Raw genomic sequence first — 17,064 nt, forward strand, 5'->3', positions numbered from 1 at the left:
CAACTTTCACTAGACCATTCTTTATATATACTGAAATAGGAATAAACGTATAACCTTTCTGTGTTATGAGCCCTGTTAGTCTATTTATTTCTCTTCTATTTAGTAAAAGCTTCCTCTTCCTAAGTGGATCTACATTTTGTATATTACCTTGTTTATAAGGACTTATATGCATATTATATACGTATACTTCCCCATTTTCTACAATGCCATAACCATCCTTTATATTACATCTTCCATTTCTTATAGACTTTACTTCTGTACCCTTTAACACCATACCTGCTTCAATAGTTTCTTCAACAAAATATTCATGTCTCGCTTTTCTGTTCCTTGCAACTACTTTTACATTCTTCTTTTCCATAGGAATCACCACACTGTCATTTTTAGTGCATCCTATATTGTAGCAGATATTTTAATAAGAGTCAAGTATCTTTCAGCTTTATCTATATTTACTTCTAGAGAAGTCAAACATATGTGACACGACCTCTGAAAAATTATCTCTTACTAGCCGTCCTTTAACCTATCCTTAGTTTTTTATTTTTTATATTCCTTCATACCACTAATACTATCAATCATATCAACACTATTTTTTAATCCTCTACGAGCATAAAATCAATAGTTCTTTTTAATAAATCTGCATTTATTACTTTTATCTTTACCATATCTCCAATTCTATAAATTTTCTTAGTGCCTTCACCTATTATATAATAATTATCTTCATCAAAATAATAATAATCGTCTACCATATTACTAAAATGGACTAATCCTTCTACAGTATTATCTAACTGAATAAACATGCCAAAATGGGTTAGGGAGGATACCATTCCCTCATAAACCTCACCTATTCTTTCCATCATATATTGAGCCTTTTTCAAATCTTCTACTTCTCTTTCTACTTCTTCTGCAACCCTTTCCATAGTAGAAGTTTGTTCTGCAACCTCTGGCAATATTTGCTCTATATGACTTTTCCTCTTTTTTGTCATTTTATTATTAATAAAACTTTTTACAATTCTATGAACTTGTAAATCAGAGTATCGCCTTATAGGGGCAGTGAAATGACAATAAAACTTTGATGCTAAACCAAAATGTATATCTTGTTCTTCACTATATCTAGCTTTTTTTAGAGATCTTAGCAATAATGTACTTATAATAACCTCTTCTTTATTTCCTTTTACTTCATTCATTAATTCTTGTAATTTTTTAGGGTGTACTTCCTGTCTGCCTTTTAAGCTATAACCAAAATTGTGGACAAACTTACTAAACTCTTTAATTTTCTCTATATCTGGCTCCTCATGGATTCTATATAGGCAAGGAGATTGACTCCAATATAAATATTCTGCTACAGTTTCATTGGTTACAAGCATAAATTCTTCTATTATTTTATTTGCTATTCCTCTATCTTCTTTTACTATATCTATTGGTTTTCCTTCGTTATCTAATATTATTCTAGCCTCTGGGAAATCAAAATCTAGGCTTCCTCTTTCTTCTCTTTTTTCATAAAGTATTTTACATAATTCCTCCATAAGCTTTAAATCATTATATAATTTAGGATTTTCATTTTCAATTTTATCATTTTTACCCTCTAGCAAATCCGATATATCATCGTATACTAGGCGAGCTTTACTATTTATAACACTTTCTAGTATTTTATGTTGTACCACTTCACCTGTTTTATCTATCTCCATAGACACAGTCATTGCCAACCTATTTTCTCCTGGATTCAAGCTACATATTCCATTAGATAGCTCCCTAGGTAGCATAGGAATTACTCTATCTACAAAATAAACACTATTTCCTCTTTTATAAGCTTCTTTATCTATAATCTGTTCTTCTTTAACATAATGAGATACATCTGCTATATGAACCCCAAGTAAATAGTTGCCATTTTCCAATTTTTCAATAGATACTCCATCATCAAGGTCTTTTGCATCTGGTCCATCAATAGTAAATATATATTCTTCTCTTAAATCCGATCTATTTTTAATTTCTTCTTCAGATACTTTCTGTTCTATTGATAGGGCATGATTTACAACTTTTTTAGGAAATTCTTCAGGCAATTCATATTGTCTTATTACTGAAAGGACATCTGTACCTTTTTCATCAAAGTACCCTAATATTTCAACAACTTTTCCTTCTGGACTTCTTCTTTTTTCTGGCCATTTTTCAACTCTTACCACTACTTTTTGGTTAGTTTTTGCCCCCATCATAGCTGATTTAGGAATAAATATATCCATACTAATTCTATTGTCATCAGGAACTACAAAACCAAAACTTTTATTATATTCAAAAGTACCTACTACCGTTTCATTAGCTCTATTTAATATTCTAATGATCTCTCCCTCTTCTTTTCTACCTACTTTCCCCAATTTAATAATTCTTGCTATAACCTTATCTCCATGAAGAGCATTATTCATATTTTCAGCTGAAATATATATATCTTCTATTGTCTTATCTTCTGGCACTATAAATCCATAACCTTTTTCATTCCCCTGCAATACACCTACAACTAAATTCATTTTATAGGGCAAACCGTATCTATCGCTTCTAGTCCTTATAATAGTGCCTTCCTTTTCCATAGTTTCTAACACTTGATAAAAAGTCTTATATTCTTTCTTTTCAATACCAAAAGCCTCTGCTAATTCTGACCTAAGCATTGGTTTGTAAAGCTTTTCATCCATAAACTCTACAATGTTCTTTTTAATACCCATTTTCTAACCTCCATTATCTTACTTACTTTATAGTTATGTATAATTATAAAAAGTTTTTTATAAAAAACATAAGTTATTTAATCCTATAATTTTTCTTATTACATCTATTTTCCCCAATTACAATTATATAATGACAAATTTCAGTAACATTTTTACTAAAGTTTTGATTAATGGCTTTTCCTTTTCTTAAAGAATGCCGTATCAGTACATCAATATGTATATATGATATTTATCCAGCAAGTGCTAATTCCAATTATATCATATTTAAATTTGCTTTATTTAATAGCCACTAAAAACCAATTAATCACTAAACCCTTTTACTATATATTTTCTATAATTAAAACCACCCGTAAAATGGGTGGTTTACTTTATCCATATAAAATTCAGTTTAATTTTATTTGCCTTTATCTTTTATTATTTATTCTTTAAAAGTCTTAAGAAAACATGAACTTACATCCTAAAATAATTTTCCCCCATATTGAACAAATAATTGTGCAAATACTAAAGAAACTATAGTCATCAATTTTATTAATATATTTAATGATGGACCAGAAGTGTCTTTAAATGGATCTCCAACTGTATCTCCAACAACTGCTGCCTTGTGAGCTTCACTACCTTTTCCACCATGGTTTCCATCTTCTACATACTTCTTAGCATTATCCCAAGCTCCTCCAGCATTAGCCATAAATATAGCCATTAAAACACCCGTAACTAATGCTCCACCAATTAGTCCACCTAAAGCTTCAGGTCCTAATATTAATCCTACAACTATTGGTACTACTACTGCAAGAACTCCTGGTATAATCATTTCCTTCAGTGCGGCTTGAGTACTTATATCAACACAAGTATTATATTCAGGAGTAGCTTTACCTTCCATAATACCCGGTATAGTTTTAAACTGTCTTCTTACTTCTTCAATCATACTAAATGCTGCCTTACCAACTGCATCCATAGTTATAGCCGAAAATATAAATGGAAGCATGCCACCAATAAACATACCTGAAATAACTTTCGGATCCGTTAAATTTATAGAACTTAGTTTAACTGCTTGTGTATAAGATGCAAATAGTGCTAATGCTGTTAATGCAGCGGATCCTATAGCAAATCCTTTTCCAACAGCTGCAGTTGTATTTCCTACAGCATCAAGTTTATCAGTAATATCTCTTACATTTTCTGGTAAATCACACATTTCTGCAATTCCACCAGCATTGTCAGCAATTGGTCCATAAGCATCTACTGCAATAGTCATTCCCGCTGTTGATAACATACCAACTGCCGCTAATGAAATACCATAAAGTCCATAAGTTACATTTTCCGCCCCACCTGCTGCAAAAAATGCTACTAATATTCCAATTGCTATAACAATTATTGGTCCACCTGTAGATTTCATACCTACAGACAATCCTCCAATAATATTTGTTGAAGCTCCTGTTTCAGATTCTTTAGCTATTCTCTTTACTGGATCATAATCTGCTGAAGTATAGTATTCAGTAATTTTTGCAATTACCAACCCTACTACTAATCCAGCTACTATTGCTACAAAAGGTCGTAATTCACCAATAATAGATTTACTTAAAAAGAAAGCTGCTACTATTGTAATAAGAGAACTTACTAAAGTTCCTGTATTTAATGACTTTTGTGGATCCTTATCTCCTCTAACAAAAAATACACCTATTATAGATGCTATAATACCAGCTGATGCAAGAGATATTGCAAAGTATACTCCAGATTCCCCATAAGCTGCTAAACCTAAAGTAAATGCTGAAATAATTGCTCCTACATAAGATTCGAATAAATCTGCACCCATTCCTGCTACGTCTCCAACATTATCTCCAACATTATCAGCTATTACTGCTGGGTTTCTTGGATCGTCTTCTGGTATTCCTGCTTCTACTTTACCAACTAAATCTGCCCCTACGTCAGCTGCTTTTGTATAAATTCCTCCACCTACGCGGGCAAATAATGCAATAGATGATGCTCCCAAAGCAAATCCTGTTATAATTTCTGGATCTGGATAAATTGTATATAATACTCCTATACCAAGTATCCCTAAGCCTACTACAGACATACCCATTACTGCTCCACCAGAAAAAGCAACATTTAATGCACTATTCATTCCTTTTTCTTTTGCTGCATTTGCAGTCCTAACATTTGCCTTTGTAGCTACTTTCATACCAAAATATCCTGCTAATACAGAAAATATAGCCCCTACTATAAAACTAACTGCAGTTCCAATGCCAATAGTAAATATTAAGATTATAAACAGGGCTATAACGAATATAGCTAATGATTTATATTCCCTACTTAAAAACGCCATAGATCCTTCTTCTATGTAGGATGCAATTTCCCTCATCCTATCAGTACCAGGCGCAACTTTTTCAATAGTTTTTGCTTTACTAACTGCAAATAATAAAGCTACAATACCTGTTATAATTGAAATTATAAATGCTGTTTCCATTTTCCTTTTTTCCTCCTTTTATCATTGCATAGCTGCTAATACTAAAGCAGATATCATAAAGACAGCTGCTGAAATAGCCGTTAATCTTTGTAATGTTCCCCCTATACTTCTATCTTTGTTTTTTCCCCATACATCTGCTGTTCCACCAGTTATAGAACCCATTCCCTCTGGATTACTAGGTTGAAGTACTATAGATATTATTAAAAATAGACTTGATGCTATTATAACTACATTAAATAAGGTCTTCAAGCTGCCACCTCCAATGCTTATTAATAAAGATTATTTTATCTCCCCTATAAACATAACCATTTTATCATAGCAAGTATATAAAAGCAATAGTTAAGGACCCAAGAAAGAGGGTCCTTGAACTATTTTTTGATATTGTAGAAAACTTCAATTCCTTTATATTGTCCCATTTCACCTAAGAACTCTTCTATTCTTAATAATTGATTATATTTTGCTACCCTATCTGTCCTAGAAGGTGCACCAGTTTTAATTTGGCCAGCATTTGTTGCTACTACTAAATCAGCTATTGTTGTATCTTCAGTTTCACCAGACCTATGAGATACCACCGCTGTATAACCATGTTCTTTTGCCATTTCTATAGTATCTAAAGTTTCTGTTAATGTTCCAATTTGATTAAGCTTAACCAATACAGAATTAGATATTTCCATATCTATTCCTTTTGCTAATCTTTCAGTATTAGTAACAAATAGGTCATCTCCAACTAACTGTATCTTCTCACCTAATCTATCAGTTAATAGTTTCCACCCTTCCCAATCATCTTCAGCTAAACCGTCTTCTATTGATATAATTGGATATTTTTCTACTATTTCCTCATAGTAATCTACCATTTCCTCTACTGTTAATTCTTTCCCTTCTCCTTCTAATTTATACACTTTGTTTTCTTCATCATATAATTCAGTAGCCGCAACGTCTAATGCTAAGTATATATCTTTACCAGGCACATAGCCTGCTTTTTCAATTGCTTCAACAATAGTTGCCAATGCTTCTTCATTACTTTTTAAATTAGGGGCAAAACCACCTTCATCTCCTACTGCTGTGTTTAAGTCTTTAGATTTAAGAACTGATCTTAAGTTATGGAATATTTCTGCTCCCATTCTTAATCCCTCTTTAAAGCTTTTTGCTCCAATAGGCATTACCATAAACTCTTGAATATCTACATTATTATCAGCATGATCTCCACCATTCAATATATTCATCATTGGTACAGGAAGAGTTTTTCCATTTACTCCACCGATATATTCAAATACTGTAAGTCCTAATTCATCAGCTGCAGCTCTTGCCACTGCTAAAGATACTCCAAGTATTGCATTGGCTCCTAGTTTTCCTTTATTGTCTGTACCATCTAATTCAATTAAAGTCCTATCTATAGCTAATTGATCAAGAACATCCATTCCTATTATTTCTGGTGCAATAATTTCATTTACATTATTCACTGCATTTACTACACCTTTACCTAAATATCTACTTTTATCCCCATCTCTTAATTCCACTGCCTCGTGAGCTCCAGTAGATGCTCCTGAAGGAACTAAAGCCCTTCCATGTCCATCTAATTCTGTCCAAACTTCTACTTCTACTGTTGGGTTCCCTCTTGAATCTAACACTTCTCTACCAAATATATCAATAATCATACTCATAGTTTTATTCCTCCCTTAAAATAAGTGATTTTCCAGTCATTTCTTTTGGCACATCTAAATTTAACATATGAAGAAGGGTTGGAGATATATCAGCTAAAATCCCCTTTTTTAACTTAACATTTCCTTCACCTAATATTATACAGGGTACTTTATTTGTAGTATGGGCAGTAATTGGACTGCCATCTTCTTCATCTATTAGTTCTTCTGCATTTCCATGGTCTGCAGTAATAAACATTTTTCCATCTCTTTTTAAAACTTCATCTACTATTTCACCTAAACATTCATCTACTGTTTCTACCGCTTTTACAGCCGCATCAATATCCCCAGTATGGCCTACCATATCTGGATTTGCAAAGTTTAATATTATTAAATCATATTTATCCATTTCTAGTCTTTTTATTACTTCTTCTTTTACATCATAAGCACTCATTTCTGGTTTTAAATCGTAAGTCGCTACCTTTGGCGAAGGAATAAGAACTCTGTCTTCATTTTCATAAGGTTTTTCTATTCCTCCATTAAAGAAGAAAGTAACATGGGCATATTTTTCAGTTTCTGCAATTCTTAATTGATTATATCCTAATCCACTTAAATATTCACCTAAAGTATTTTTTGCAAATACCGGTTTAAATGCTATAGTTACATTTTCTATAGTATCATCATATTGGGTCATAGTCATAAAGACTGTGTTTACTTTTTTCTCTCTCGAAAAACCTTCAAAATCTTCATCTACAAAAGCCCTAGTTATTTGTCTTGCTCTATCTGGTCTAAAATTAAAAAATATTATAGAATCATTATTTTCTACAGTAGCTACAGGTTTATTATTTTCCTTTATTACCGTAGGGACTACAAACTCATCTGTTACTTTTTCTTTATAAGATTTGGCCACTGCATCCACGGCTGAGCTTTCTTCATTACCCACCCCTATAGTCATAGCATCATAGGCTTTTTTAGTTCTATCCCATCTTTTATCCCTGTCCATAGCATAATATCTTCCAGATACCGTTGCTATCTTTCCTACTCCTATCTCTTCTGCTTTTTCTTCAAGTTTTTCTAAGGATTTTATACCACTGGTAGGTGATACATCTCTTCCGTCTAAAAATGCATGTATATAAACTTTATTTAAACCATGCTTTTTAAACATTTCAAGTAAAGCATATAAATGTTCTTCATGACTATGGACTCCACCTGGAGAAACTAATCCTATAACATGAATACTAGTATTTTTTTCTTTAGCATTTTCTATAGTTTTCAAAATAGCCTTATTTTCAAAAAAGTCTTTATCTTCAATGGATTTATTTATTCTAGTAAAATCTTGATAAATAACTCTTCCAGCACCAATGTTTAAATGGCCTACCTCAGAATTTCCCATTTGGCCTTCAGGAAGTCCTACTGCCATTCCACTTGCTTTCAATTGGGTATTTGGATAAGTTTTTAAAATTTTATCATAGTTTGGCGTATCTGCTAAGGAAATAGTATTACCTTTATAATTTTTTCCCACGCCCCATCCATCAAGTATCATAAGCATTACCGGTTTTTTTACCATAATTTTTGCCTCCATTTAATAATTGATAAGACTTAAAAAATCATCCTTTTTTAAACTAGCACCGCCAACTAAGGCACCATCGATTTCATCTTCTGCCATTAATTCCTTTATATTAGCTGGTTTAACACTACCACCGTATAATATTCTAATATTATTTTTTAAGTCTTTATTGTATATATCCCCAAGAATATTACGTATAAACCCTAACATAGTATTGGCATCTTTACTGGAAGCAGTTTTTCCTGTGCCTATTGCCCAAATAGGTTCATAAGCAATAACTATATTTGAAGCATCTTCTTCACTTATTCCTTCTAAAGCATTTTTTATTTGTTCTCCTACTATATCTTCTTCTATTCCCTTTTCCCTTTCTGCTAGAGTTTCACCTACACATAATATCGGTTTTAATCCATGATTTAATACTGCTTTTACCTTCTTATTTACTATTTCATCTGTTTCATTAAAATATTGTCTTCTTTCAGAGTGACCTATTATTACATATTCCACTCCTATATTTTTAAGCATTAGTGGAGATATTTCTCCAGTATAAGCACCGCTATCTTCCCAATGGACATTCTGTGCCCCTAATTTTATATCTGTGTCTTCTATAAGCTTTTTTACTTCAGTTAAGTTTACATAAGGTATACAAAGTACAGCTTCTACATCTTTGTCTCTTTCTTCATTCTTTATATCTTTAACCAATTCTAAAGCTTCGTCTAACGTTTTATTCATCTTCCAATTTCCAGCAATCATAGGTGTTCTCATTAAAAAATCCTCCTTACTTATTACTAATAGCCGCTATACCTGGTAGAGCCTTTCCTTCCAAAAATTCTAAAGAAGCTCCTCCTCCAGTAGATATATGAGTCATTTTATCTTGGAAACCTGCTTTTTCAACTGCTGATGCACTATCTCCACCACCAACTATAGTTATACCATCTGTTTCAGCCATGGCTTTAGCTATTGCATCTGTTCCTTCTTTAAAGTTTGCCATTTCAAACACTCCTACAGGCCCGTTCCATACAATAGTTTTACTTTTTCTTATTGCGTCTGAGAATAATTTAATAGTTTCTTCTCCAATATCCATTCCCATCATATCTACAGGTATTTCATCACTTTTAACAGTCTTAAATTTAGTATCATTTTTAAATTCTTTTGCAACAACTATATCTAATGGTAATAATAACTCTACTCCTTTTTCTTCTGCTTTTTTCATTAATTCTCTAGCTAAATTTACTTTATCCGCTTCAAGTATGGATTCTCCAACTTCTAAACCTTTTGCCTTTAAGAAGGTGTAGGACATTCCACCACCTATTATTATACTATCAACTTTATTTATTAAATTTTCTATTACTCCTATTTTGTCGGAAACTTTTGCTCCTCCTAATATAGCTAAGAAAGGTCTATCTGGATTATCTAAAGCTTTACCCATTACTTCAATTTCTTTCTGTACTAAAAATCCTACTGCAGATGGTAAAAATTTAGATACTCCTACATTTGAAGCATGGGATCTATGAGAAGTTCCGAAAGCATCATTTATGTATAACTCACCTAAAGACGCCAATTTTTTAGCAAATTCTTCATCATTTTCCTTCTCTTCTTTTCTAAATCTAGTATTTTCTAATAATACTACCTCCCCATCTTCCATAGCATTTACAATACTTTCTACCTTTTCGCTAATTACATTGTTATCTTGTGCAAAAACTATTTCCTTCCCTAATAACTCTGACAGTCTTTTAGCTATTGGTTCCAATGAAAATTCAGGTTTTGCTTCTCCCTTAGGTCTTCCCAAATGAGACATAAGAATTGCCTTACCATTGTTTTTTAAAATATGTTCAATAGTTGGCAAAGAACTTCTAATTCTTCTATCATCAGTTATATTTCTATCTTCATCCATTGGAACATTAAAATCACATCTAACTAATACTTTTTTCCCATTTAAATTTAAATCTTCTATAGATTTTTTATCTATCATATTACCACCTCTTTGTTAATAATATTGGATTAAAACCGGTCCTGACATAACAAGACCGGTTTTAAATTATTATTTATTAGCAATATATCTAACTAAGTCTACTACTCTACAAGAATATCCCCATTCGTTATCATACCAAGATACTACTTTAACCATATTATCAATAACCATAGTAGATAAACCATCAACAATTGATGAACGTGGATCTTTTCTATAGTCAATAGATACTAATGGTTCTTCTGAATACCCAAGTATTCCTTTCATTTTTCCTTCGCTAGCTTCTTTAAATGCTTTATTAACTTCTTCTACTGTAACTGGTTTTTCAACTTCGAATGTTAAGTCTACTATTGAAACTGTTGGAGTTGGAACTCTCATTGCAAATCCATTTAATTTTCCTTCTAATTCAGGTAAAACTAATGCAACTGCTCTTGCAGCTCCTGTAGTAGTTGGAATAATTGATTCTGCAGCCGCTCTAGCTCTTCTTAAATCTTTATGTCTTTTATCTAATATTTGTTGATCATTTGTATAAGCGTGTACAGTTGTCATAAGTCCTTTGTTTATACCAAATTTGTCTAACACTACTTTAGCAACTGGCGCTAAGCAGTTAGTTGTACAGGATGCATTGGATATAATATTATGGTTTTCTGGATCATAATCTTCATCATTGACTCCCATAACTATTGTAATATCTTCTTTTTTAGCTGGTGCAGTAACAATAACCTTTTTAGCTCCTGCTTTAATATGTTTTGATAAGCCTTCTTTGTCTCTAAAAGCCCCTGTAGAATCTATTACTAATTCTACTCCTAAGTCTTTCCATGGAATTTCTTCTGGATTTCTATTTTCAGTTCTTTTGATTTTTTTGCCATTTACTATAAATCCATCTTCTACTGCTTCTAATTCCCCATTAAATTTGCCATAAAGACTATCATATTTTAATAAATGTGCTAAAGTATTAATATCTCCAGATGCATTTACAGATACTAATTCGATATCATCAAAATCCCCTTCCATGATGATTCTAAAAACATCTCTTCCTATTCTACCTAAACCATTAATACCAACTTTCATTGCCATAATATATCCTCCTTATACTTTTTTAATTTCTAAATATATTAAGCTACAATAATGTAGCATTTTAAACATTATTTAAAATTTTAAGGGCTGCACCTTCATCAGTAACTATAGTCATGTTCTTTCTAAAAGCTGTAACGGATAAAATTGCATCTGATTTAGCTTCCCCTCCTGCAACACCTATGACATGTTTAGTCTTTTTAAAATCTTCTAATGATATACCTACTGTCATAGATTCCCAAACTTGTTTACCTTCTGTATCAAAATAATGGCCAAAAGCTTCTGACACAGCACCTTTATCCATTATGCAATTAATGCTTTCATTGGATAATTTTCTTCTTTCTGCCATTACATCTGCTCTACCTATACCAAAAACCAATATATCCATTTTTCTTATTAACTCTAGGGTTTCCTTTACATCTTCTAATTTTAATAAAACTTCTAAAGTCTCTTTTTCTATGCTATCAGGTGCATGTAGTAATCTATAATTTCCATCTAATTTTTTAGCCAATTTAGCTGCTATACTATTGGCCTGAGTTTCAACATCCTTGCCTAAACCACCTCTAGCTGGAAGAACTAAAACATTATCCTTTGATTTTATCTTTGGCATTTCATCTGCTACCTGTGCCATTGTACTTCCACCAGTAATTCCAATTATATAGTTATCCTTAATAATTTTCTTTAAGTAAAGAGCAGCTGTTTTGCCAATATCTTTTAAAATTAAATCATTCTCATCACTATTGCCAGGTACAATTAATACATTTTCTACTTCTAGTAATTTCTCCATTTTTCTTTCTAATTCACTTAAGCCTTTTACTTTATGGATTACTTCTGTTAGGTCTTCTAAAAGATTCTTCCCTTCTTGTGTTACATACATACCCATAGGTTCTATACTTAAAAGCCCTTGTTCTTTTAAAATATTAACTTCTGTTCTAACAGTTCTTTCTCCCATATTTAAATTATTTGCTAAAGTTCTTCTTCCAATAGGTTGATTATAATTTATACCTCGGAGAATGTCATATCTCTTTTCCATAATGTCTAATATTTCTGGTACTATCTTTTTTTCTAATTCAATTATGTCTATCAAAACATACACCCCTTAGTTGAGCCTTTAACTCTTATTGTGTCAAATTACCTATAAATTATAACCAATTTTTAATAATGGGGCCTATGAAGTCCCGATGTGTCATTTTTGGCCCACAGTACCCAAAAAATATAACCTTATCTACCTACATTTCCATTATAAATTAAATTTACTTTTTTATCAAGGCATTTTAAATAAAAAACAACCTAATGTATATATTAGGCTGTCTAATATCTCTTTCGCAGTGTAGAAGATGGGATATTTAATTCATCCCTATATTTAGCTACAGTTCTTCTAGAAATTGAAATGCCTTTTCCTTTTAAGATATCTGTAATTTTTTGATCACTTAATGGCTTTTTTACATCTTCTTTTTCTATTAAATCTTTGATAATAGCTTTAATACTTATAGCAGAAACACTACCTTTATTACTAGAAACACCACTAGAAAAAAAATATTTTAATTCGAATAGACCATTAGGAGCTTGCATATACTTTCCATTGACTGCTCTACTAACTGTAGATTCATGGACATTTATATCCTTTGCTACTTCCTTTAAAGTTAAAGGCTTTAATGCTTTTTCACCCTTTTTAAAAAATTCCTCTTGATGTTTTAGTATAGATTTTACAACATTATATATAGTCATCCTTCTTTGTTCAATACTTTTTATTATCCACATGGCTGAGTTTAATTTTTCTTTTAGATATTCCGCTGTATTAGCATCTTTAGATTTAGTAATTAATTTTTTATAATATTTATTTATATTGAGTCTAGGAGCCGTTATATCATTTAATAAAATAACATACTCTCCATCTATTTCTCTTAAAATTATGTCAGGAGTAATATACTTAACATCTTTTTCTTCTTCTGAATACCCTCTTCCAGGCTTTGGTTCTAAAGTTTTAATTAAGTCACAAATTTCTTGTACCTCTTTTAATTCTATATCTAGTTTTTTTGATATGTTTTGTAATCTATTTTTAGCTATATCTTCTAAGTGATTTTCTATAACTTTATATATACTAGGCTTTTTTATCTTTTTCTCTTTTAATTGAATAATTAAACATTCTTTTAAATCTCTAGCTCCAACACCTACTGGATCAAGAGTTTGTATCCTATTTAAAACATTTTCTATATCTTCCTCTTCTAGGTTAAATTCTTGTCCAATTTCCCCCATTTCCCCTTTAAAATAACCATTTTCATCAACATAATCAACGAGTATCTCACCAATTTCAATATCTTTTTCATCCGTGAATATTAACTTTATTTGAACTAACAAATGTTCCTTAAGAGAAGGGGAATAACTTACAAAATTTTCATACGTATATTCTTTCTCATCTTTTTCATTTTGTGGTTTATAACTTATATCATCATAGTTTTCTATAACTTCTTCCCAATCTATTTCTTCATTTTCTTTTGATTGTTCTTCCACATTTTCCTGATTATCCTTTAATTCTTCCATTTCTAACAGTGGATTTTTTTCTATCTGATCCTCTAAATACTCATCTAATTCTAAACTAGTAAACTGTAACAGTTCTATAGCTTGTCTCAGTTCCGGTGTCATTCTTAATTTTTGCTCTTGTTTAAGAGTTAAATTATAACCTAGTTCCATAAAGTCCACTCCCTGTAAAAGGTTTTACTATCTAATAAATTATACTAATCCTTAACATATATTATACCAAAATTAAAGAAACAATACAAAATAAAATATGGTATACTAAAGTAGAATAGAGAATCAGAAAGCTTCCATGCTCATGAAGGGTTCATATGACTAATGCTATGTTAACTATTCTCATCATACTTGTACCAGCATTATTAGCAGTTGGATTTGGAATATATTCTATTGCTGCATTTTTAAATAGGGAAAATACAAAATAAAAAAAGGTGAAATTCACCTTTTTTCATTTGACTATCCTTCTTGTTTTTCATATGGAATACCATTAGCCGATGGACCAGACACTCCTCCAACAAATCCCATAAGAACCAATATAGTTATTATATACGGAATCATAGCCAATATTTGAGATGAAACTGGAATATTGGTTCCTCCTAAATATACTACTAATCCTTGAGCAAATCCAAAAAATATACATGCTGCCAAGGAGCCTTGGGGAGTCCATTTCCCAAATATCATTGCTGCTAAGGCGATAAACCCTTGTCCAGCTACTAATGAAGCTCTAAAATTAGAAACTATAGCCAAACTCATAGCAGCTCCACCAAATCCTGCAAAAATTCCTGATATAATAACGCCCAAATACTTTACTTTAAAAACATTTACACCAAGTGTATCTGCTGCCCTTGGATGTTCTCCTACTGCTCTAATTCTCAATCCAATCTTAGTTTTATATAGTACAAACCACACAATTAACGCCAATAAAAAGGCTAAATAAACTGTTGCATAATGATTAAATAAAGCGTCTAAAAATGAACCTTTAGCAAATACCCCATTAAGAGGCCTAGGCATCTTATGATTTAAATCTATAGGTAAAGTGTGTGTGGCTCCGTCAAAGAATATTCTACTTAAAAATAATGCTAATCCTGGCCCTAAGAAATTAATAGCTACTCCAGATATTACCTGATCAGCCGCTAAAGACACAGAAGCAATAGCATGAAGAAGTGCCATAATTCCTCCTGCCAGCCCTGCCGCTAAAAAAGCTAACCAAGGATTCTTTGTAAAATATCCTACTGTTGCTCCAACAAAGGCACCCATAGTCATCATACCTTCCAATCCAATATTGACGACTCCTGCATTTTCAGACATTACCCCTCCTAATGATGTGAATATTAGAGGCGCAGCATACATTAAACTAATATTAATAATAATACCTAGACTACTCAGAAGCTTCAACTTCTCCACCTCTCTTTCTCGTTTTCCTTGCTCTAAATATTTCTATCAATTTTGGTATGGCTATGAAGAATACTATTGAACCAATCATAATATCTATTACTTCAGATGGTGCACCCATTGCAGGTTGTATCTTCTGACCTCCATATTTTAAAGAACCAAATAATAAACCAGCAAAAATACAACTTATAGGATTATTTCCAGCTATTAAAGAAACTGCTATACCATCAAATCCATAACCTTCCATTGCAGCTAATATTGCAATTTCATGGGAGACTCCTAATACATGTAAAGCTCCTGCTAATCCAGATATACCTCCCGCTATCATCATTGATTTAACCATATTCTTATTTACATCTATACCACCATATTCGGCAGCATTTTTATTATGACCTACCGCTCTTAATTCATAACCTGAAGTAGTATTTTCAATAATATATTTAATTAAAAAAGCAACGGCTATAGCTATTACAATTCCCCAGTTAAAAGGTGTTTTTAATATATCACCTAAAAACTCATTGTTAACAATCCATGCTTTACCGGCTTCTGTAGTTTTCCATTTTGCTAATATCTGAATATTTGCTGTTTCTAGTATTCTTTGAGATGCATCTTTATTAGGTCTTTTAAACTTATCCCAAAGAACAAAGAAGTTATTAGAATAAAAAGCTATCCAGTTTAACATTATTGTTGAAATAACCTCATTAATTCCAAATTTAGATTTAAGAAGTCCTGCTATTCCACCCCATATTGCTGCAGCTAAAACCCCTGCTGCTATAGCAACTATAACGTGGATTATAGGAGGTAACTTCCAAAAATATCCTACTAACGCTGCTGCTATTGTCCCTACTATAAATTGACCTTCTGCCCCAATATTAAATAAACCTGTTCTAAAAGCGAAGGCTACAGATATACCCGTAAGTATTAATGGAGTAGAACGTATTATAGCCCAAACTACGTATCTTGGATTTCCAAATATACCTTTTATCATAATACTATAAGCTTCTATAGGATTAAAACCTGTAATTAACAATATTATAGCCCCTACTAATAAACCTATAAGTATAGATATAAGGGTAAATTTTAGTCTATTTTGCTTCACTATCTGCACCTCCTCCAGCCATTAGATATCCTAATTTGTTTTCATCCGCATCTTTTCTATCTAATATTTTTACAATTTTACCATTATAAATTACAGCTATCCTATCGGAAAGATTGAGTATTTCATCTAATTCAAAAGACACAAGTAAAACAGCCTTACCTTTATCCCTTTGTTCAACTAAATACTTATGAACAAACTCAATGGCTCCAACATCAAGTCCTCTAGTGGGTTGAGCCGCTACTAAAACATCTGGATCATTAGAAATTTCTCTGGCAACTATTACTTTTTGTTGATTGCCTCCAGATAGAGATTTAGCTAGCATACTTTCTTCTTTTGGTCTAACATCAAAACTATCAATTAGTTTTTTTGCATAGTTATTAATCTCTTTATGATTTAATTTTCCTTTTTCTGAAAAAGGTTTTTTATAATAATTCTCCAATATCATATTTTCGGCTACACTAAAATCTAATACTAATCCTCTATCCTGCCTATCCTCTGGAATATTACTTAGACCACTTTCAATTATTTCTTTTGGATTTAGATTTGTTATTTCCTTACCATTTAATATAACCTTTCCTTCCTCAATTTCTCTTAATCCTGTTATACCTTCTATGAGTTCAGATTGACCATTTCC

At 31.7% G+C, this 17,064-nt stretch carries 14 protein-coding genes; all 14 read right to left on the reverse strand.

The window, feature by feature from the left end:
• Nucleotides 1-358 (reverse strand): SsrA-binding protein SmpB (smpB, locus tag VK071_03190; protein ID HLR34316.1); only part of this gene is annotated, 358 nt, incomplete at its 3' end.
• Nucleotides 359-587: 229 nt separating this feature from the next.
• On the reverse strand, nucleotides 588-2,705 hold the full coding sequence (gene rnr / locus VK071_03195) for a ribonuclease R (GenBank protein ID HLR34317.1): 2,118 nt from the start codon (nucleotides 2,703-2,705) through the stop codon (nucleotides 588-590).
• 457 nt (nucleotides 2,706-3,162) lie between these two features.
• Entirely contained in the window at nucleotides 3,163-5,163 is a 2,001-nt protein-coding gene (locus VK071_03200; GenBank protein HLR34318.1) for a sodium-translocating pyrophosphatase, read from the reverse strand.
• A gap of 21 nt (nucleotides 5,164-5,184) precedes the next feature.
• Nucleotides 5,185-5,412, reverse strand: coding sequence for a preprotein translocase subunit SecG (secG, locus tag VK071_03205; protein HLR34319.1), 228 nt, complete (start codon nucleotides 5,410-5,412; stop codon nucleotides 5,185-5,187).
• Nucleotides 5,413-5,531: 119 nt separating this feature from the next.
• Nucleotides 5,532-6,824: a phosphopyruvate hydratase gene (eno, locus tag VK071_03210; GenBank protein HLR34320.1), complete on the reverse strand. Its 1,293-nt coding sequence runs from the start codon at nucleotides 6,822-6,824 to the stop codon at nucleotides 5,532-5,534.
• 4 nt (nucleotides 6,825-6,828) lie between these two features.
• Nucleotides 6,829-8,367: a 2,3-bisphosphoglycerate-independent phosphoglycerate mutase gene (gene gpmI / locus VK071_03215; GenBank protein HLR34321.1), complete on the reverse strand. Its 1,539-nt coding sequence runs from the start codon at nucleotides 8,365-8,367 to the stop codon at nucleotides 6,829-6,831.
• A gap of 15 nt (nucleotides 8,368-8,382) precedes the next feature.
• Nucleotides 8,383-9,129, reverse strand: coding sequence for a triose-phosphate isomerase (tpiA, locus tag VK071_03220; GenBank protein ID HLR34322.1), 747 nt, complete (start codon nucleotides 9,127-9,129; stop codon nucleotides 8,383-8,385).
• A 13-nt stretch (nucleotides 9,130-9,142) separates the two neighbouring features.
• Entirely contained in the window at nucleotides 9,143-10,333 is a 1,191-nt protein-coding gene (locus VK071_03225; protein ID HLR34323.1) for a phosphoglycerate kinase, read from the reverse strand.
• A gap of 72 nt (nucleotides 10,334-10,405) precedes the next feature.
• Nucleotides 10,406-11,410, reverse strand: coding sequence for a type I glyceraldehyde-3-phosphate dehydrogenase (gap, locus tag VK071_03230; protein HLR34324.1), 1,005 nt, complete (start codon nucleotides 11,408-11,410; stop codon nucleotides 10,406-10,408).
• Nucleotides 11,411-11,471: 61 nt separating this feature from the next.
• A complete protein-coding gene (locus VK071_03235; GenBank protein ID HLR34325.1) occupies nucleotides 11,472-12,503 on the reverse strand; it encodes a sugar-binding domain-containing protein in 1,032 nt (343 codons plus the stop codon).
• 215 nt (nucleotides 12,504-12,718) lie between these two features.
• Complete coding sequence (rpoN, locus tag VK071_03240; protein ID HLR34326.1) at nucleotides 12,719-14,098, reverse strand: RNA polymerase factor sigma-54; 1,380 nt, start codon at nucleotides 14,096-14,098, stop codon at nucleotides 12,719-12,721.
• A gap of 297 nt (nucleotides 14,099-14,395) precedes the next feature.
• Complete coding sequence (locus VK071_03245; protein HLR34327.1) at nucleotides 14,396-15,289, reverse strand: ABC transporter permease; 894 nt, start codon at nucleotides 15,287-15,289, stop codon at nucleotides 14,396-14,398.
• Nucleotides 15,290-15,317: 28 nt separating this feature from the next.
• Nucleotides 15,318-16,430, reverse strand: a complete 1,113-nt coding sequence (locus VK071_03250; protein HLR34328.1) for an ABC transporter permease — start codon at nucleotides 16,428-16,430, stop codon at nucleotides 15,318-15,320.
• Nucleotides 16,417-17,064 (reverse strand): ATP-binding cassette domain-containing protein (locus tag VK071_03255; GenBank protein ID HLR34329.1); only part of this gene is annotated, 648 nt, incomplete at its 5' end. The genes VK071_03255 and VK071_03250, both read right to left, overlap by 14 nt.

Source organism: Tissierellales bacterium (genome assembly GCA_035301805.1).
Taxonomy (GTDB): Bacteria; Bacillota; Clostridia; order Tissierellales; family DATGTQ01; genus DATGTQ01.

What these genes read in the sequence shown, in the direction of transcription:
- rnr (HLR34317.1), bottom strand. Translation starts at nt 2,705, where the DNA reads ATGGGTATTAAAAAGAACATTGTAGAGTTTATGGATGAAAAGCTTTAC.
- VK071_03200 (HLR34318.1), bottom strand. Translation starts at nt 5,163, where the DNA reads ATGGAAACAGCATTTATAATTTCAATTATAACAGGTATTGTAGCTTTA.
- eno (HLR34320.1), bottom strand. Translation starts at nt 6,824, where the DNA reads ATGAGTATGATTATTGATATATTTGGTAGAGAAGTGTTAGATTCAAGA.
- gpmI (HLR34321.1), bottom strand. Translation starts at nt 8,367, where the DNA reads ATGGTAAAAAAACCGGTAATGCTTATGATACTTGATGGATGGGGCGTG.
- tpiA (HLR34322.1), bottom strand. Translation starts at nt 9,129, where the DNA reads ATGAGAACACCTATGATTGCTGGAAATTGGAAGATGAATAAAACGTTA.
- gap (HLR34324.1), bottom strand. Translation starts at nt 11,410, where the DNA reads ATGGCAATGAAAGTTGGTATTAATGGTTTAGGTAGAATAGGAAGAGAT.
- rpoN (HLR34326.1), bottom strand. Translation starts at nt 14,098, where the DNA reads ATGGAACTAGGTTATAATTTAACTCTTAAACAAGAGCAAAAATTAAGA.
- VK071_03245 (HLR34327.1), bottom strand. Translation starts at nt 15,289, where the DNA reads ATGTATGCTGCGCCTCTAATATTCACATCATTAGGAGGGGTAATGTCT.